General features: G+C 71.0%; 12 protein-coding genes. 5 read left to right on the top strand and 7 right to left on the bottom strand.

The annotated features are described in order from the left end of the window. Nucleotides 1-76 precede the first annotated feature (76 nt). Complete coding sequence (locus WME90_RS22855) at nucleotides 77-967, bottom strand: hypothetical protein (protein WP_437283296.1); 891 nt, start codon at nucleotides 965-967, stop codon at nucleotides 77-79. 266 nt (nucleotides 968-1,233) lie between these two features. Here WME90_RS22855 and WME90_RS22850 point away from each other — a divergent pair, with 266 nt between their 5' ends. Beyond that, nucleotides 1,234-1,398, top strand: a complete 165-nt coding sequence (locus tag WME90_RS22850) for a hypothetical protein (RefSeq protein ID WP_437283295.1) — start codon at nucleotides 1,234-1,236, stop codon at nucleotides 1,396-1,398. Here WME90_RS22850 and WME90_RS22845 read toward each other — a convergent pair. Then, nucleotides 1,391-1,702, bottom strand: coding sequence for a cupin domain-containing protein (locus WME90_RS22845; protein WP_437283294.1), 312 nt, complete (start codon nucleotides 1,700-1,702; stop codon nucleotides 1,391-1,393). The two genes, WME90_RS22850 and WME90_RS22845, sit on opposite strands and share 8 nt — an antisense overlap. 310 nt (nucleotides 1,703-2,012) lie before the next feature. On the opposite strand from WME90_RS22845, the gene WME90_RS22840 reads away from it, so the two are divergent. Then, nucleotides 2,013-3,071 (top strand): BMP family ABC transporter substrate-binding protein, encoded by a 1,059-nt coding sequence (locus tag WME90_RS22840; RefSeq protein ID WP_437283644.1) that lies wholly within the window; start codon nucleotides 2,013-2,015, stop codon nucleotides 3,069-3,071. 117 nt (nucleotides 3,072-3,188) lie between these two features. Here WME90_RS22840 and WME90_RS22835 read toward each other — a convergent pair whose 3' ends face one another. The 5 genes from WME90_RS22835 to WME90_RS22815 all read right to left on the bottom strand — a co-directional run bounded on the left by WME90_RS22835 (nucleotide 3,189) and on the right by WME90_RS22815 (nucleotide 8,313). Then, nucleotides 3,189-3,863 carry a cysteine hydrolase family protein gene (locus tag WME90_RS22835; protein ID WP_437283293.1) on the bottom strand — a complete coding sequence of 225 codons (675 nt, stop codon included), beginning with the start codon at nucleotides 3,861-3,863 and terminating at the stop codon, nucleotides 3,189-3,191. After that, the gene (locus WME90_RS22830) at nucleotides 3,860-5,449 is read right to left on the bottom strand and encodes an ABC transporter ATP-binding protein (RefSeq protein ID WP_437283643.1); all 1,590 of its coding nucleotides are present in this window, start codon (nucleotides 5,447-5,449) and stop codon (nucleotides 3,860-3,862) included. The genes WME90_RS22835 and WME90_RS22830 overlap by 4 nt, the downstream gene beginning before the upstream one ends. A 2-nt stretch (nucleotides 5,450-5,451) precedes the next feature. Further along, entirely contained in the window at nucleotides 5,452-6,147 is a 696-nt protein-coding gene (biuH, locus tag WME90_RS22825; protein WP_437283292.1) for a biuret amidohydrolase, read from the bottom strand. A 136-nt stretch (nucleotides 6,148-6,283) separates the two neighbouring features. Beyond that, complete coding sequence (locus tag WME90_RS22820; protein ID WP_437283642.1) at nucleotides 6,284-7,213, bottom strand: ABC transporter permease; 930 nt, start codon at nucleotides 7,211-7,213, stop codon at nucleotides 6,284-6,286. Next, nucleotides 7,213-8,313 (bottom strand): ABC transporter permease, encoded by a 1,101-nt coding sequence (locus WME90_RS22815; protein WP_437283291.1) that lies wholly within the window; start codon nucleotides 8,311-8,313, stop codon nucleotides 7,213-7,215. The genes WME90_RS22820 and WME90_RS22815 overlap by 1 nt, the downstream gene beginning before the upstream one ends. 194 nt (nucleotides 8,314-8,507) lie before the next feature. Here WME90_RS22815 and WME90_RS22810 point away from each other — a divergent pair, with 194 nt between their 5' ends. The 3 genes from WME90_RS22810 (at nucleotide 8,508) to WME90_RS22800 (ending at nucleotide 18,135) form a co-directional block, all read left to right on the top strand. Next, nucleotides 8,508-9,491, top strand: a complete 984-nt coding sequence (locus WME90_RS22810) for a hypothetical protein (RefSeq protein WP_437283290.1) — start codon at nucleotides 8,508-8,510, stop codon at nucleotides 9,489-9,491. Between the two features lie 294 nt (nucleotides 9,492-9,785). After that, nucleotides 9,786-12,152, top strand: coding sequence for a GH116 family glycosyl hydrolase (locus WME90_RS22805; RefSeq protein WP_437283289.1), 2,367 nt, complete (start codon nucleotides 9,786-9,788; stop codon nucleotides 12,150-12,152). Nucleotides 12,153-12,360: 208 nt separating this feature from the next. After that, nucleotides 12,361-18,135: an Ig-like domain-containing protein gene (locus WME90_RS22800; RefSeq protein WP_437283288.1), complete on the top strand. Its 5,775-nt coding sequence runs from the start codon at nucleotides 12,361-12,363 to the stop codon at nucleotides 18,133-18,135. Nucleotide 18,136 lies beyond the last annotated feature (1 nt).

Raw genomic sequence — 18,136 nt, 5'->3', positions numbered from 1 at the left:
GCGAAGCGACCAGGACGTGATGGATCTCAGCCTGCAGCGCGGACAGGGCGTCGGGCCGGCGGCGCTCGCCCCGCTGTCAGCAGTGCTCGGCGATGATCGCCCAGCAGGCGTCCGCGAACTCGCGGTACGTCGATCGGTGGAGCGTCGCCTGCGTCACCGGCATCACGTCCTGGTGCTCCGCGAGCATCGGCCGCAGCGCGCCCTCGATGTCAGCGCTCGTCTCGATCCACAGGAACTCCTCGATCCCGTCGGTGATCTGACCGCGGATCAGCTTCGGCACCTCGCTCAGCCGGACCTTCTTCGGGCTCCGCCGCGCGATCGACGAGGCGATCTGCTCGGCGTGCGCCGGCCACCGCTTGAGCGCGTTGTGGAACGTGGAGCCGACGAGCCGGAGGATCTGCTGCGCGAGCATCGCCACGCGCGGGCGCTGCACGCGCTCCTCGTTCTCCGCCACCATCGCCAGGTACTCGTCGCTCAGGAGCTTGCGCAGGTCGCTCGAGAGGATCTGCTGCGACTCCGGCGTCATCCGCAGATCCGCGACGTGCGCGAGGAAGATGTCCCGCAGCATGGTCAGCCGCGCCGTGACCGAGCCGGTCGGGGTCGTGTCGAGGATCTCGGCGAGCGGATCGATCAGCCGGCGCCCGAAGGTGGTGAGGATGTGATCGAGGATCCGCTTCTGGTGCTGCTTGTGGCCCAGCACGGACAGCGCGCGCGTGATGTGCGCCTTGCTCGGCGCGTCGACGAGGATCTCCAGCGGCTGATCGTGCTGCTTGCCCTCGTACATGCGCAGCGACGCGAACATCTCGCGGAAGGCGTCCGCCGCGGCTGCGCCCTCGCCCGGCTCTCCGTAAACCCGGATGACGAGCCCCGAGTCTGGGCCGGCGTCGAACAGCCGCCGGAGCTCTTCCCGGATGTCCTCGTCCGTGACGAGCGGCCCCGGAGGGAGCGATTTCCCGCGTGGATCCATGTATGTCCATCCTACGGCAAAGCGCCGTCCACCTGAACCTCCGTGCCCGGAGAATGCGAGCGCCGGGTGCGCGCTCGCGGTCCGGTGCGGACGTGCCTGTGGCGATGTCGTACCCTGGATCCAGAGACCGGCGTGGCCTCGCTGGCTTCGCGGGCCATCTCACCCCTCGCCGCGCGCCGGTGATGCCGAGCTCAGAGGCGCCGGAATCCTGTACGGAAGCGAGAGCACCCCCACCTGGTGCGAGTGGGCGGAGGTGGGATGTCCAGATGAGCGGCCTGGATGTCCAGATGAGCGGTCTGGGTGTCCAGATGAGCGGCCTGGGTGTCCAGATGAGCGGTCTGGATGTCCAGATGAGCGGCCTGGATGTCCAGATGAGCGGCCTGGATGTCCAGATGAAGGCCGGCGCCTGCGAGCCCCGTCCGATCAGATGAAGACGACGGGTTGCTCCCAGATCGCGAGGACGATGCAGCCCTCGGCGCTCGAGACGCTGTGGCGGCTGCCCGGGGTGTTCACCACGAGCGTGCCGGCGCGGTGGTGCCCGCGCTCGTCCGACTGCGATCCCGCGAGCACGAGGATGTGCTCATGGCCGCGATGGACGTGCTGCGGCACGGATGAGCCCGGCGCGTAGCGCAGGAGCGCCGCCGAGGCGCCCGCCTCGACGTTGCCGTGAAGGCGGTGAATATCGACGCCGTCCCGGAAGCGCCGCCAGGGGACCGACTCCGGTTGAGCGATCATGGCCGCCACATTCGCAATGATGAACGGCAACTGCACAGGCACCGAATCCCGCGTCGCTGCTGGAATGGTAGATGTCATCGCGAATCTCCCGTGTTGATGGAACCATGCCACGGCGCGCCGTGCACACTCAACGGTAATCAATCGACGCGCGAAGAATTCACGAGCGGGAAAAGCTCCAGAAAAGAGGAGTCGCGTACACATCGAGAGTGTGAAGAGCACCTCGAGAAATCCTCTGTTCCCTTCGGCCGATGCGCCGCGCGGGCAGCGCTTCCTCGCTGTCTTCCGTCCACTGCTCCTCTCGCTCTCGCTCCTGCCGGCGGCCGGCTGCAGCAAGGAGGGGTCGAGCGATCAGCCGCTCACGGTCGGCTTCATCTACGTCGGCCCCCGCGACGACTATGGCTACAACCAGGCGCACGCCGAGGGCGCCGCCGCGGTCGCCACGCTGGCTGGCGTGAAGACGCGCGAGGAGGAGAAGGTCCCCGAGACGGTCGCCGTACAGAAGACGATCGAGAGCATGATCAACCTCGATGGCGCGACCGTGATCTTTCCGACATCGTTCGGCTACTTCGATCCACACATCCTCAAGGTGGCGGAGAAGTACCCGGACAAGACGTTCCTCCATTGCGGCGGCCTCTATGACGCGTCGAAGCACCCGAGCAATGTCGGCAGCTACTTTGGTTACATCGACGAAGCCGAGTACGTGTCTGGCATCGTCGCCGGGATGACGACGAAGAGCGGCAAGCTCGGGTTCATCGCGGCCAAGCCGATCCCGCAGGTGCTCCGCAACATCAACGCCTTCACGCTGGGCGCCCGGAGCGTGAACCCGAGCGTGACGACGGCCGTGATCTTCACCGGCGACTGGTCGATGCCCGTCAAGGAGGCGGAGGCGGCCAACAGCCTCATCGATCAGGGCGTCGACGTCCTGACCGCCCACGTGGACTCGCCGAAGGTGATCATCGAGCTCGCGGAGCGGCGCGGCGCGTTCAGCACCGGCTACCACACAAACCAGGCGACGCTTGCCCCCAAGGGGTACCTGACCGGAGCCGAGTGGAACTGGTCCAAGGTTTACACCGACTACCTCACGTTCATCCGCGAAGGGAAGCCGTATCCGCACCTCCTGCGCGGCGGCTTCAAAGAGGGGTACATCAAGCTCTCGCCGTACGGCCCCGCCGTCTCCGAGGAAGCGAAGAAGAAGGCTGAGGAGGCGAAGGCGAAGCTCACGGACGGCACGCTCACCATCTTCAAGGGCCCGATCTCGGACAACGCCGGCAAGGTGGTGATAGCCGACTCGGTCGCGCACCAGCAGACCGACATCGCGCTCGAGAGCATGGACTACCTCGTGGCCGGCGCCCTCGGCTCCACGCGCTGACATCGCGTCGCCCACGATCCTCCACCGTTCCGCATCGTCGAAGCGCATCCCCGGCTCCTCGTACACGGTAGGTCCCCGTGGAGGGGGCTCGTTGCGCGGCGCCCCCTCGCACCCAACTCAGAGCGCCTCGAGGACGGCGGACGCGGTGGCGGTCCAGCCGACGATCGCGCCCTGGGCGCGGACCATCTCCAGCGTCGCCGCCTTGAATTCGGGGAAATAGCTCTCGGTGGCGTCCTCGATCAACAGGCACTCGTACCCGCGATCGTTGGCCTCGCGCATCGTGGTCTGGACGCAGACCTCGGTCGTCACGCCGGCGATGATCAGGTGAGAGACGCCGAGCGCCGCCAGCCTCGCGTCGAGCCCCGTCCGGTAGAACGCGCCTTTGCCGGGCTTCGGCACGACGATCTCCCCGGGCGCCGGCGCGAGCTCGGGCACGAAGTCGTTGCCAGGCTCGCCCAGGATCAGGATGCGCCCCATCGGCCCGAGATCGCCGATCTGCTTGCCAGGGGCACCCCGGCTCCGCTTTGCAGATGGGCAGTCCGAGAGATCCGGCCTGTGACCCTCCTTCGTGTGGATGATCGGCAGGTCGTGCTGGCGGAACGCGTCGAGGAGGCGCCGGATCGTCGGCACGACGCGCTGGAGCCGCGTCACGTCGTTGCCGAGCGCCGCGCCGAAGCCGCCAGGCTCCAGGAAGTCGCGCTGCATGTCGATGACCAGCAGCGCCACGGCGTCCCGCTCGGGGACGCGGAACGGGTGCGGCTTCGCCGCGATCTCGAGGGCCCGCGCCGTCATCGGTGCCCCGCCATCGCGCGCCCGATCGCCGCGACGTCGGCCGAGGCGATCGGCGACTCGTGGACGATGCGGCCTTCGCTCATCACGAGGATGCGGTCGGCCATGGCGAAGATCTCGTCGAGATCCGCGCTCACGAGGAGGACGGCGGTCCCGCGGTTGCGCGCCTCGAGGATGCGGGAGCGGATCTCGGCCACGGCCGCGAAATCGAGCCCGAAGCAGGGATTCGCGGCGACGAGCAGCTCGATGTCCTCTTCCAGCCCGAGCTCGCGCGCGAGGACGGCGCGCTGCACGTTGCCGCCGGAGAGCTTGCCTATGGGGGCGTCCACCGAGGGCGCCTTTATCGAGAACTCCGCGGCGAGGCGCTCGGCCGACCGCCTCAGCTCGGCGCGGCGCACACCCCAGCGGAGCCTCGTGAAGGGCGGCCTGTCGAAGACGCGGAGCCCGATGTTCTCGGCGACGGACATCGCGGGGACACAGGCGTTGCGCAGCGGCTCCTCGGGAAGGCACCGCACCCGGTGCCGCCGGATCTGCTCGCGCCCGGCGACGTAGCGCTCGTGATGGACGAGCACGCTGCCACCCCGCGCGGCGCGCTGCCCGGCGAGGACCTCGACGAGCTCCTCCTGCCCGTTGCCCGAGACGCCCGCGATCCCGACGATCTCGCCGCGATGGACCGTGAGCGTCACGCCGTCGAGCGCCGGCCGCCCGCGGTCGTCGCTCGCGGCGAGCCCCTCGACGCGCAGGATCGGCTCTCCGGCTTTCGCGTCGCCGCGCGGCGCGGAGACCTGCGCCGGCTGCGCGCCGACCATCATCTCGGCCATGGCCGCCGGCGTGAGGTCCTTGACCTTGCCCCGGCCCGCGACCCGGCCGCGCCGCAGCACCGTGACCTCGTCGGCGAACGTCGTCACCTCGCGGAACTTGTGCGAGATCATGAGCACGCTGATCCGCTGATCGTCCGCCATGCACCGGAGCAGCCCGAGCACCTCGTCGGCCTCGGCGGGCGTGAGGACCGAGGTCGGCTCGTCGAGAATGACGATCCTGCTGCCGAGGTAGAGCTGCTTCAGGATCTCGAGCTTCTGCTTCTCGCCCGCGGCCAGGGCGCGGACGGCCCGCTCCGGGTCGAGCCGGAACGGCATGCGCGCCATGAACGCCCGGATGGCCTCGCGCTCCTTGCGCCAGTCGATCACGAGGGGGAGCGACGCGCGCGCGAGCACGAGGTTCTCGGCGACCGTCATGTTCATGACCAGGGTGAAGTGCTGGTAGACCATGCCGATCCCCAGCGCCTGCGCGTCGCGCGGGCTCCTGATGGACAGGGCCGCGTCGCCGACCTTCACCTCGCCGGCGTCGGCCTCGTGATAGCCCATGATGCACTTGACCAGCGTGCTCTTGCCGGCGCCGTTCTCGCCGAGGAGCGCGTGGAAGCTCCCGGGCGCGAGGCGCAGCGAGACGTCGTCGAGCGCGAGCAGCGGCCCGAACCGCTTCGTGATCCCCACGGCAGAGAGCGCCGGCGGCGGCGTGGGCGGGCTCGGCTCCCGGGCGGCGGCGCGGGGCGGCCTCGCCGCGGGGCTCGAGAAGACGCGCGGGTCCATCGTCACGAGAGCGCCTCCAGCAGCGCGGCGGAGGTCGAGACCGCGCCGAACACGCCGTTCTGCATCTTGATCATCTTGAGCGCGGCGGCGTGGTTGCCAGGATCCGTGGCCGCGCAGCAGTCGGAGAGCAGCAGGCACTCGTACCCTCGATCGTTCGCCTCGCGCATGGTGGTGTGCACGCAGACGTCCGTCGTAATCCCCGTGAGGATCAGGTTCTCGATGCGGCGCTGCCGGAGGATGAGATCGAGATCCGTCGCGCAGAACGAGCCCTTGCCCGGCTTGTCGATGATCGGCTCGCCGGGCAGCGGCGCGAGCTCCGGGATGATCTCCCAGCCGGGCTCTCCGCGGACGAGCACCCGCCCGCACGGCCCCGGGTCGCCGATGCCCACGCCCGTGCCGCGCCCGCCGTCGGTCCGGCGCGAGCGCCACCGCTTGTTCGCCGGGAGATCGGAGAGGTCCGGCCGGTGCCCCTCGCGCGTGTGCAACACGTGAACTCCACGGCGGCGCAGCTCCGCGAGCGTGCGCTGGATCGGCGCGATGCAGGCCCGCGTCAGCGAGATGTCGTAGCCGAGCAGGTCGATGTACCCGCCCTTGCCGCAGAAGTCGGTCTGCATGTCGATGACGATCAGGGCCGTCATCTCGGGGCGGAGCGCGCCGTTGTAAGGCCAGGCATAGGGATCAGCGGCCACGTAGGGCATGGATCGAGTCCTCCTGTCATTCAGCGTTTCGCTCGTCTCGTACGGTTCGCTCGTCTCGCCGGGGTCGCTCCTTTCGCTTGTTTCGCTCGTTTCGCTCGGTTCCTACGGTTCGTACGGCTCGCGGCGCCTCGCGCGATCAGCGCGCGAGCGCCAGCTCGGCCGGCTGATCGCGCAGGGTCTGGGTGGCGGAGCTCGCGGCGACCATGATGGCCAGCGTCACGATGTACGGCGCGGCGTTGAAGAGGTGGTATCCCCAGGTGATGCCCACGGACTGGAGCGCCGGTCCGAGGGCGCTCGCGCCGCCGAAGAGGAGCGATGCGGAGAGGCAGCGCACCGGGTTCCAGCGCGCGAAGATGACGAGGGCCACCGCCATGAGCCCCTGTCCGCTCGACAGGCCCTCGTTCCAGCTGCCGGGATAGAAGAGCGAGAGGAACGAGCCGCCGACGCCGGCGAGGAAGCCGCCGGCCATCGTCGCGCGCCGCCGGACCAGGTTCACGTCGACCCCCATCGCGCGGGCGCTGTCGGCGCTCTCGCCCACCGTGCGGAGCACGAGCCCGAAGCGGGTGCGGTTCAGCACCCAGAGGAGGAGCGGGGCGAGCGCGGCCCCGACGAGGAACAGCGCGTTCACCTGGAGCGCGGAGCGGACCTGGGGGAGATCGCTGAAGAAACCGAGGGAGATGGCGGGCAGTCGGGGCGCCGTCGGCTGGATGAGCGGCTTGCCGAGGAAGAAGGCGAGCCCGACGCCGAAGAGCATGAGCGCGATGCCGACCGCTATGTCGTTGACGCGGGGCTTCGAGCACAGCCAGGCGTGAAGCGCGCCGAGGGCCGCGCCGATGACGCCGGCGGCGAGGACGCCGAGCCAGGCAGAGCCCGTGAGGTACGAGACGCCATAACCGCCCATCGCGCCCATGACGAGCGTGCCCTCCAGGCCGAGGTTCACGTGGCCGCTCTTCTCGGTGAGGCACTCGCCGAGGCTCACGAAGAGGAACGGTGTGCTGATACGGATGGCCCCGGCGGCGACCGCGAGGGGGATGCCCCAGAGACCGAGCGCAGCTGCGTCGTTCATCATGCCACCGAAGGCGCCGGAGCCGCCTGACGGACCTTGGGTTCGCGGGCAGCGAGGGAGCGGCCGTAAAGCGTCTCGCTGGCGAGGATCGCGATGAACAGGATCCCCTGGAGCACGCTCACCGTCGCGTCGGGGAGCCGCGCCGTGCGCTGCAGCAGGCCGCCGCTCGCGCCGATACCGCCGAGCAGGAGGGCGACCGGCACGATCGCGAGCGGGTTGTGGCGCGCGATGAACGCGACGAGGATGCCGGTGTAGCCATAGCCGCTGATCAGCGACGCGTTGGCCCGGCCGTGGACCGCCGCGACCTCCACCGTGCCGGCGAGCCCGGCGCACGCTCCGGCGAGCGTGCAGGTGAGCACGACGAGGCGCTTGACCGGCAGGCCGGCGAGGAGCGCGGCGCGGACGTTGCCGCCGCTCATCGCGGCGCCGAAGCCGAACGTCGTCCGGTGCATGAGCACATAACAGAGCGAGCAGGCGAGCACGCCGTAGGCGAGGCCCCAGTGGACGTCGATGCCGGGCAGGTTCCCCAGCGCGTTCTCGGCGCCGATGGAGGCGGTCGAGGGCTTGTTCAGGCTCGTCGGGTCGCGCAGCGCGCCCTCGACGAGGTGGTTCAATATCGCGATTCCGATGTAGTTGAGGAGCAGGCTGCTGATCGTCTCGCTCACGCCGCGGTAGACGCGGAGCGCGCCGGCCAGGCCGATCCAGAGCGCCCCGGCGGCGAGACCCGAGACGAGCATCGCGGCGAGCGTGGCGGCGGGCGGCGCGCCCCACGCCCGGCAGGCCAGCGCCGCGGACGCGGCCGAGAGCCCGCCCATGACGAGCGCGCCCTCGCCGCCGATGACGATGAGGCCGAGGCGCGCCGGCAGCGCCGTGCAGAGCGCGGTCAGCATGAGGGGCGCGGCCCGAAGGAGGGTGTTCTGGAGCGAGAACCACGTGCCGAAGGCGCCGCGGACCATGTCGTAATAGACGCTCAAGGGGTTCGCCCCCTGGGCGGCCACGAACGCGCCGAACACGAGGAGCGAGGCCGCGAGGGCCCCGATGGGGATGGCGATCGCTTCGGTCGTCTCACGCCCGAGCAGCCCGTGCGGGATGACTTTCACGCGGTCGAGGATAAGGCCTCCATTATTTCCACGACTTTTCGGCGAGCTTGCGGCTCATGACAGAATGGAGAGGGCGAGCGCGTCGGATGGGATGACCGCGACCGCGAACGGTTCGCACAGCGCGGCGGTCTCCGCCTTGCACTCGCCGTCGCCTGCCGACCCCCCCCACACCCCTTACTGGAGGTGACGCTGTCATGCGGCTCGAACGTTCGATTCTGTTCCTGCTCGGCGCTGGCGTCCTCATGGCGTCTCGCCCGGCGATGTCGGCGGACTTGACCTGCTCATCGAGCGCGACCCTGGAGGCGCTCGTGACGTGCATTCGCGATCAGATGCCCGGCAGGGGCTCAGGCATCTTCGTCGCCCCGACCTCGACGCAGCTGACCGCGTGGCGGACCGTCGTTCGCGCGATGATGGGCGGCAGCTGCAATATCGTCCTTCCGTCCAGTTTGTCGTCGTCCGCGAGTGTCCGGCTCCTCCGCGACGTCGGTAACGGGCGCAGCTACTGTGTGCTCATGGAGGTCGCCGATCGGAACAGCGACGGAATCGTCGATCTCGGTCTGGGCACGTTCATCGTGGACGCGGCCGCGGAGCGAGAGCTCTCTCACTCGGCGCCGCACGCTACCGCGGACCTGGAGACGGAGAGCCAGGCCGTCTCCATCTTCAAGGCGACGCGATCCCGCAGCTTCCTGATGGCCGGCGCTCACCGTGACGCGAGCTTCAACGACAGCATTTGCCAGAGCTCGACCATGATCTCGGACGTGGCTCACAATGTGACAAACGCGTTTCACGCTACCTATCTGGAGCTCGCGGCCTTCTACGGATCGAGGCCCTGGTGGGGCATCGAGTGGCACGGCATGGCGAGGGACACCTGCAAGGAGGACGTGTTCATGTCTCATGGCATGGACGTCGCCCCCGTCCGGGGTGACAAGATATCGGAGCTCACGCGCAACCTCCTGGCCTACAAGCCCACATGGCGGGTCGGCGTCCCCGGCCGCAGCGATTGTTCGCTGAACGCGACGACCAACGTTCAAGGCAGGCTCCTCAACGGCGTTTCGGCGAGCCAGGTCTGTGGTCGCTCCGCCGCGAGCTACAGCGGGCGCTTCGTGCACATCGAGCAAGATCCCGCCTTCCGCGTGCCGGACTACTGGATCAATGCGGTCAAGGCCACCTGGCCCTGAGCGCCGCTCCTCGACGGCGAGCCGAGGAGCAGCCTGGCAATGAAATGATGATTGTACTGGTCTCGCTCGCGCCCTCGTATCGCGGAGGCCGCCCTGGGTATTTCGCGTCGCGTTAAGACAACCCAGGTGAGCAGCGGCGTACGAAGACGGGTTTGCCTCGGAAACGACGGAATCTTCCAGCGATAACGAAGTTAATGCATTGCCATTGATACGGTGACGTGCGCCCGCGATCTGCATATGCTCGCGGCCATGACATTGCCCCATATCCCACTACGCTCTCTGGGTGTCGTCGCTGTGGGTGCCGTCCTTGTCGTGGCGACGGCCGCCTCGTGCGATGGAGGTAGCTCGAGCTCGCCCTCGTCGGACGGCGGATCGGGCCCGGGCGGCGCCGGAAGCGGAGCTGCAGCGGGGACCGGCGCTGGGGCAGGCCAGGGCCCTGCGAGCAGCTCCGGATCAGAGGCGGGGACCGGCGGTGCTCCGCCCGCGGTCGGCTCCGGCGGCAGCGACGGCGGCGGCCCGCCGGCGCACGTGCCGGGCGAGCCGATCTCCATCCCGGCGCAGGCGTGGAGCAGGGGTATCACGGACGGCGTCTATGAAGACGGCGCGCCCATCGGAGGCTTCGGGGCGGGCACGATCACCTGGCGGTTCGACGGCAGGTTCTACAAGGGGCGCCTCGATATCGGGAGCAACGACCAGAACGTCGACCCGAACGCCGGCTTCTTCATGTACCAGAAGGCCGAAGGGGGCGCCGCGGAGACGAAGCGCCTCGACAAGGACGGGCTCGGCCAGGGGCAGGCGACGTACTCCTCGCTCTTTCCCCGCTCGTGGGTCGATTACCACGGCGCGGCGTTCCCCTGCAAAGTGAAGGTCGAACAATACAGCCCCATCATCCCGGGCGACTACAAGACCACCAGCTATCCGGTCGGCGTCTATCGGTGGGAGATCACGAATCCGACCGGAGCGCCGTGCGACGTCGCCGTGATGCTGACCTGGAAGAACGACCACGGCGGCAACGGCGCCAAGGTCCAGACCTCCGGCGACAACGTCGGCTTGGTGCTCACGCACGGCAGCGGGGCGTCGAACGCCGAGGAACAGGGGGAGTTCACGCTGGCCAGCCGGAACGCGCCGGGCGTGGTCGTCTCGTACCAGTCCGCCGAGAGCGTCGCCGCCCTGCAGAGCGAGCTCGCCAACGACGGCGCGCTCGCCAACACGACGGGAGGGCACTCGCTCGGGGCGATCGCGTTCAAGGCCACCGTGGAGCCGGGGAAGAGCGCCATTGTGCCGATCGTGCTCGCGTGGGATATCCCGGTCACGCAGGCGGGCTCGGGGGACAGGTGGTACCGCGCGTACACGCGCCACTTCGGTCGGAAGGGGTACGCTTCGTGGACGATCGCGGCGGAGGCGCTCGCCGAGCACGAGCCGTGGCTCTGGGCGATCCAGGACTGGCAGGCGAGCGTGCTCGATGACCAGAAGTACCCGGAGTGGCTCAAGGGCGCCCTGTTCAACGAGCTCTACTACTATGCCATCGCGGGCACGTACTGGGAGGCCGGCGCGGCGTCCGGCCAGCCCGACGACCCGGACGAGGACATGTTCACCAGCCTCGAGTCGTACGTCTACCCGTTCTACGGGACGTCGGACGTGCGCTTTTACGGCTCCTGGGCGCTGTTCTCGCTCTGGCCGGACATCGACAAGCAGGAGGTGCGGCAGTTCTGCGACAGCGTGACGACGAACCGATCCGACAGGCCGCGCGCGATCGGGACGACCGCGCACGATTTCGGAGACACCGACACCGTCTTCCGCAAGTGGAACGCGTACACGTACCGCGACTCGACCAACTGGAAGGATCTCAACTCCAAGCTGGTCCTGATGGTCTATCGCGACTGGGCGCTCACCGGGAAGACCGACAGGGAGTTCCTCGATTACTGCTGGCCGGCCGTGAAGATGGCGATGCAGAAGGTGAAGGGCCAGGACGGCGACGGGGACGGGCTGCCGGAGAGCAACGGGATCGATCAGACGTACGACGACATGGATCTGCACGGCAACACCGCGTACTGCGGGGGCCTCTTCCTCGCGGCCAGCGAGGCCGCGAAGGAGCTGGCGACAGCGGTCGGGGACGCCTCGCTCGCGAGCACCTACCAGTCCTGGTACGACCAGGCCAAGGGCGGCTTCGAGTCGAAGCTCTGGACGGGGTCGTATTACAAGATCGACACGGGGAGTCGGGACACGAACCGGATCATGTCGGACCAGCTCGCAGGCCAGTGGTACGCGCGCGCCCTCGGGCTGCCGCCGATCGTCGACCCGAGCCACGCGGCGTCGGCGTTCACGAAGATCTACGAGAACAACTTCAAGCGGTTCGACGGGGGGACCCGCGGCGTGGTCAACGTCATGACCGCCAATGGCTCCGTCGACAACACGAGCAACCAGACGCGGGAGTGCTGGGTCGGCACGTCCTGGGGCGTGGTGTCCGGCATGATCCAGGAGGGGCTCGCCGCGCAGGCCGGCGAGATCGGCGCGAGCCTCGTCGATACGATCTGGAAGACCGACGGCCTGTGGTTCCGGACGCCGGAGGCCTGGGAGGGCAACGGCAGCATCCGCGCGCCCTACTACATGCGCGCCACCACGCTGTGGGCAGCGAAGCACGCGTACGATATCGCGCCCTAGACTCACGACGTCGCGCGCGCCAGCGCAGCCTCGCTCCCCGCGTGGCGGTCGCCCGTCGCCCGTCAGGCGGCAGCGGCCGCGGCAAGGCCCGGACGCCCATGCGTCACCGTCGCTCGTCGGGTGTGTCTCGCCTGCCACATCGCGCGCCCCGATTCCGCCGCGGACTCGCCTCTTGCGCCCGCGGCATCCCCATTGCTGAGTCGGGGCCATGTCCGTCGCTCTGCGCCTCCGGTTCGCGCCCGCCGCCCTCGCGGCCATCGCCCTCAGCCTGGCCTGCGTTCAGGGCGCACGCGCCCCCAACGTTCCGCCCCGAGGGACGCTCGCTCCCGGCGCAATCGAGGCGGGTGGAAAGGCCGCGGCAGGGCCGTTCGCGGTGGTGTTCGGCGCGCCCCGCGGGCAGACGACGAGCCCCGCCGAGATCAGCCTCGTCTTCAACCGGCCGATGAGGGCGCTCGATCTCGCGGGCAGCGAGGCCGCGGCGCCCGCCGTCCTGAAGCCGTCCGCGCCGGGGCGCTGGCGCTGGGTCGGCACGAGCGGCCTCACGTTCGTCCCCGAAGGGCACCTGCCGCGCGGCACGGAGTTCACGGTCGAGGTGCCGGCGGGCACCCGCGCGCTCGACGGCAGCACGCTCGCCGCGCCCTACACCTTCTCCTTCCGCACCGAGCTGCCCGCGGTCGCGCGCGTCGAGCCGTGGTCGGGCAAGGACGATCTCAAGCCGGACGCGCGGTTCGAGCTCCGGTTCAACCAGCCGGTCGACACCGCCGAGATCGCGCGGAGCGCGTCCCTCACGGTGGGCGGTCGGAAGGACAAGGTGGCGTTCGATGTGCGGCGCCCCGACGCGAAGAACGAGATGCTCGCCGAGCTCGTCCCCCGCGCGCCGCTGCCGCGCGACAGCGAGATCGAGATCGCCGTGGCCGAGGGGCTCCGCGGCCGCGAGGGGCCGCTGCCTGCCGGCGAGGAGCAGCGGTTCACGTACCGCACCTTCGGGCCGCTGCGCGTCCTGCGCCCCGAGTGCGATCGCGACACGCCGCGAAAGGGCTGCGCGGCCGACGGCGGGTTCGCGCTCGCCTTCTCGAACCCCGTCAAGCTCGCGGACGCGAAGCGGGCGATCTCGGTGGAGCCCGCCGTCAAGCTGCGATGGCCGTCGTGGCTCGAGGACGACCAGGCCACGAGCCACATCCCCATCGGCGGCGCCTTCGCCCCGGGCCGCAGCTACCGGGTGCGCGTGGCCGCGGGGCTGCGCGACGTGCACGGGCAGGCGCTCGCCGGGGCCGCCGCCGAGGAGGTCTCCTTCGACGATCGCTGGCCCGAGGCGCAGATAGGCCTCACCGGGAGCGTTTTCGAGCCGGCCCAGCAGCGCGAGATCCCGGTCGTGTCCGTGAACGTGCGCGAGCTCTCGCTCGCGGTCGGCGCGATGACCGAGGAGGCGATCCTCGCGCTGCAGGCCGATCCGCACAGCCCGGGGCGCAGCCCGAAGATGAACGAGATCGCGGCGCTGCCCTCCGGCAAGCGATCGGCTTTGCGCCCGGCGGCCGCGACGAACGCGCCGGCGACGCACCTCGTGCGCGCCGCCGAGGTGCTGGGCGGCGAGGGCAAGCGCGGGCCGCTCGCGATCGGGATCAGCTACACCTCCCGGCCCGGGACGCGGAACGCGCGCACGGTCTCCGAGGCGGTGATCGCGCAGGTGACCGACCTCGGGATCAGCGCGAAGGTGTCGCCGAGCGGCTCGCTCGTGTGGGTGACGCGCCTGTCGACGGGCGCGCCCGTGCCCGGGGCCCGCGTGTGGATCCGGACCCCGGGCGCGCCCGCGCCCGCGGCGGTGCTCACCGACGCGGAGGGGGTCGCGATCGTCCCCGCGTCAGCGTACCGGCCAGACGTCTCGTCGGGGCCCGAGCGCGGCGTGATCTTCGCGCGCGCGGGCGACGACTGGACGTACCGCAGCGTCGCCGACTCGCTCAGCGGGTGGCGCTTCGGCGCGCCGTCCGACTTCAGCGAGGCGCGCCCGTTCGGGATGATGTTCTCCGATCGCGGCATCTACCGGCCGGGCGACACGGTGCGCGTGAAGGGCATCTTCCGAGAGGAGGGCGCGCGCGGGGCGAGGACGCCGGCCGGCAAGCGCGTCACGCTCAAGGTCGAGGGGCCCGACGGCGAGGCGCTCGTCTCCCTCTCCCCGACGCTCGGCGCCTTCGGCACCTTCTCGGCCGACGTGAAGATCCCCGAGAGCGCGCGGCTCGGCACGTACAGCCTCGGCGCCACGGTGCAGGGCGGCGAGGCGGGGTGGGCGGACGTGTCGGCCAGCGTCGAGGTCGCCGAGTACCGCCCCGCCGAGTTCAAGGTCGGCGTCGAGAGCGACAGGCCGAGCTACGTCCGCGGCGACAAGGCGCGCTGGATCGCGCGCGGCGATTACCTGTTCGGGGCGCCGATGACGAACGCGGAGGCGTGGCTCTCGGTGTCGCGCGCGCCGGCGGCGTTCTCGCCGCCGGGGATCGAGGGGTTCACGGTCCGCGAGGACGAGCTCACCGACGCGCTGCGGGACCAGGCGCCGCGCGAGTTCGAGGTGCAGAGCGCGCGCGAGAAGCTCGACGCGGCCGGGCAGGCGGCGATCGGCGCGGCGCTCGCCATGCCCGGCCAGCGCGGCACCGAGCTCGTCACGTGCGAGGCGACGATCACCGACGTGTCGCGGCAGACGATCGCCGGGAGCTCGACGGCGCTCGTGCACCCGGCCGAGTTCTACGTCGCCCTCAAGGAGCCCGAGCGCTTCGCGAAGGCGGGCGACGTGCTGCGGCCGGAGATCCTCGCGGTCGATCCGAAGGGGGCGCGCGTCGCGCAGGTCGCCGTCCGGGTCGAGCTCGTGCACCGGACGTGGACGCTGGCGCGGGAGGAGAGCGGCAGCGCGTACCGCAGCGTGAGCGCGCCGGTCGACAAGGTCGTCGCGCGGTGCGGCGTCACGACGGCGGCGGCGCCGCGGAGCTGCGAGCTCACGGTCCCGTCCGGGGGCTACTACCTCCTGCACGCGACGGCCAAGGACCGCCGCGGCAACCCCGTCGGCGCCGCGGCCGGGATCTACGCGCTCGGCGAGGGCGGCGGGGGCTTCGGCGACAGCGACGAGCTCAAGGTCGAGCTCGTGCCCGACCGCGACAGCTACGAGATCGGCCAGACGGCGCGCGTCATCGTGAAGTCGCCGTTCGCCTCCGCCGATGCGCTCGTCACGGTCGAGCGCGCCGGGATCTCCACGCACCGCAGGGTGACGCTGTCGGGCGCCATGCCCGTGATCGACGTCCCGATCACGGAGGACCTCCGGCCGAACGCCTTCGTGTCGGTGCTGCTCGTGCGCGGGCGGACGAAGCCGCCGCCCGCGCCCGGGAAGGGCGGGGTGCCTGGGCCCGACGTCGGCGCGCCGGCGTTCCGCCTCGGCTACGCGCCGCTCCGCGTGAACCCCGAGGCGCAGCGGCTCGCGGTGCGCGTCCGCGCCGACAAGGCGGACGCGCGCCCCGGCGATCCGATCCGCGTGGACGTCGACGTGCGCGATCGCGCCGGCAAGCCCGCCCGCGCGGAGGTCACGCTCTACGCCGTGGACGAGGGGGTGCTGTCGCTGACGGGGTACACGACGCCGGATCCGATCCCCGTGTTCGGCGCGCCGCGCCCCTTGAAGGTGGCGACGATCGAGACGCGCGAGGCGCTCGCCCGCGTGCGCAACCCGTTCGCCGACCTCGGCGCCGACAAGGGGCGCGCGGGCGGCGGCGGCGCCTCGGGAAGCACGGGCGTGCGCCGCGATTTTCGCCAGAGCGCCTACTACAACCCCGCGCTCGTCACCGACGCCTCCGGGCAGGTGCAAGCGAGCTTCAAGCTGCCGGACTCGCTCACGACCTACCGGGTCATGGCGGTCGTGGCCGCCGAGGACGATCGCTTCGGCTACGGCGAGTCCCGCGTGACGGCGAGCCGCCCGCTCATGGCGCGGCCCGCGCTGCCCCGGTTCCTCCGCGCGGGCGACGCGATCGACGCGGGGGTGGTGGTGACCTCGAAGGGGCTCGGGAAGCCGGCGACGGTCGAGGTGGAGCTCACCGCGTCGGGGCTCACGCTCGCCGGAAGCGCCAAGCGCGCGGTGGAGCTCGCCCCGGGCGGGTCGGCCGAGGTCCGCTTCGCGCTCTCGGCGCCGCGGGCCGGCCCCGCGACGCTGCGCTTCCGCGCGACGGGCGGCGGCGCGTCGGACGTCGTCGAGGTGAACCGCGAGATCAAGGCGCCCATGGTGCCGGAAGCGGTCGCGCTCTACGGCGACACGACCACCGCGAGCGCCGAGCGGCTCGGGGATCTGTCGGCGATCCGCGACGACACGGGCGGGCTCACGGTGAGCCTCGCGCCGACCGCGCTCGTGGGCCTCGGCGGCGGCGTGGAGCAGCTCCTCGAGTACCCGTACGGCTGCACCGAGCAGCTGACGAGCCGGATGGTGCCGCTCCTGTCGCTGCGCGATCTCGCGAAGGCCTACGGGATCGCGCTGCCGAAGGACCTCACGGCCGTCATCGGCAAGACGGTCCGGGAGATCCTCTCGCACCAGCGCGGGGACGGGGGCTTCGGCTTCTTCGCCGAGTCGGACGGCGCGGACCTGTGGACCACGGCGTACGCGCTGTGGGGCCTCACCGAGGCCAGGCGCTACGGGGTCGCGGTGCCGGCCGACGCGGTGGAGCGCGCGACGTCGTTCCTGCGCGGGGAGCTCAACGAGATCGGCGCCAGCCCGCTCCTCCGGGCGACGGCGCCGTTCCTCGTCGACGTCCTCGCGGCGAGCGGCGCCCCCGATCCCGGGCGCGCGAGCCAGCTCTTCGACGAGCGCGACAAGCTGCCGCTCTTCTCGAAGGCGCTCCTCGCGCACGCGATGGTGATCGGCAAGAGCGACAGGGCGTCCGTGGATCAGCTCGTGCGCGAGCTCGAGGGCGCGCTGCGCCTCGACGGTCCTGTCGCGCGCGCCGTGCACAACCACGGCGACGCGTACGCGGTCCTCATGGACTCCGAGGCCCGCACCTCGGCGCTCGTGCTGCGCGCGCTGCTCGCGGCGCGGCCGGCGCACCCGCTCGCGCCGCGGCTCGCGGCGGGCCTGCTCGCGGATCGCCGCGGGGGCACGTGGCGCAGCACGCAGGAGACGGCGTGGGCGCTGCTCGCGCTCGATCAGTACCGGAAGGCGCAGGAGAAGGCGGCGCCCGACTTCGACGCGCGGGTGTTCCTTGGGCAGGCGGAGCTGTTCTCCGCGCCGTTCCACGGCCCGACGACCGAGCAGGTCAAGACGTCGATCCCCGCGGCGAGGCTCGCGAGCGCCGCCGGCGCGCCGCTCGCGTTCGCGGTCGACGGGCGCGGCCGCCTGTTCTACGAGGCGCGGCTCCGCTACGCGCGCAAGGAGCTCCCGACGGCGGCGCTCGACCGCGGCTTCTACATCGAGAAGTCGCTGCGCGCGCTCGCGCCCGAGGATCTCGCCGCCGTGGTCGGCGGTGAGTCGACGTCGAGCGGGCGCGCGGCCGCCCCGTCGGCCGCGTTCGCCGGCGGCGACCTCGTGCTCGGCGAGATCGTCGTGGTGACGCCCTCTCCGCGCGACTTCGTGGTCATCGACGATCCGCTGCCGGCCGGCCTCGAGGCGGTCGACGCGCGGCTCGCGACGTCCGCGCGCTCGCTCGACGTCGACGCGGCGGAGGCCCGGGCCGAGGCGGACGACGCCGACGCGGACGCCGATCGAGACGACCTGCGCGCGACCGGCCGCGTGTACGACCCGAGCCGCTTCGTCCGCGAGATCCGCGACGACCGCGTCCTGTTCTTCGTCGATCACATGGCCGCCGGCATGTACCGGTACCGGTACCTCGCGCGCGCCACGACGCTCGGCTCGTTCGTGGTCCCGCCCGCGCGCGCCGAGGAGATGTACAGCCCCGAGGTCTTCGGCCGGACGGGCGCCGTCACGGTGCAGGTCGGGAGCCGAGGGCCGGACGCGGCGCCGCGCCCGCGCTGAG

It is taken from the genome of Sorangium sp. So ce375 (genome assembly GCF_051473855.1).
GTDB lineage: Bacteria > Myxococcota_A > Polyangia > Polyangiales > Polyangiaceae > Sorangium.
The sequence above is the reverse complement of the archived record's forward strand: the minus strand, read 5'-3'. Positions and strand labels throughout refer to the sequence as shown.

Bases quoted from the DNA above. Each gene is read 5' to 3' on its own strand.
- WME90_RS22855 (WP_437283296.1), bottom strand. From the start codon at position 967: ATGGATCCACGCGGGAAATCGCTCCCTCCGGGGCCGCTCGTCACGGAC.
- WME90_RS22850 (WP_437283295.1), top strand. From the start codon at position 1,234: ATGAGCGGCCTGGATGTCCAGATGAGCGGTCTGGGTGTCCAGATGAGC.
- WME90_RS22845 (WP_437283294.1), bottom strand. From the start codon at position 1,702: ATGATCGCTCAACCGGAGTCGGTCCCCTGGCGGCGCTTCCGGGACGGC.
- WME90_RS22835 (WP_437283293.1), bottom strand. From the start codon at position 3,863: ATGACGGCGCGGGCCCTCGAGATCGCGGCGAAGCCGCACCCGTTCCGC.
- WME90_RS22830 (WP_437283643.1), bottom strand. From the start codon at position 5,449: ATGGACCCGCGCGTCTTCTCGAGCCCCGCGGCGAGGCCGCCCCGCGCC.
- biuH (WP_437283292.1), bottom strand. From the start codon at position 6,147: ATGCCCTACGTGGCCGCTGATCCCTATGCCTGGCCTTACAACGGCGCG.
- WME90_RS22820 (WP_437283642.1), bottom strand. From the start codon at position 7,213: ATGAACGACGCAGCTGCGCTCGGTCTCTGGGGCATCCCCCTCGCGGTC.
- WME90_RS22810 (WP_437283290.1), top strand. From the start codon at position 8,508: ATGCGGCTCGAACGTTCGATTCTGTTCCTGCTCGGCGCTGGCGTCCTC.
- WME90_RS22800 (WP_437283288.1), top strand. From the start codon at position 12,361: ATGTCCGTCGCTCTGCGCCTCCGGTTCGCGCCCGCCGCCCTCGCGGCC.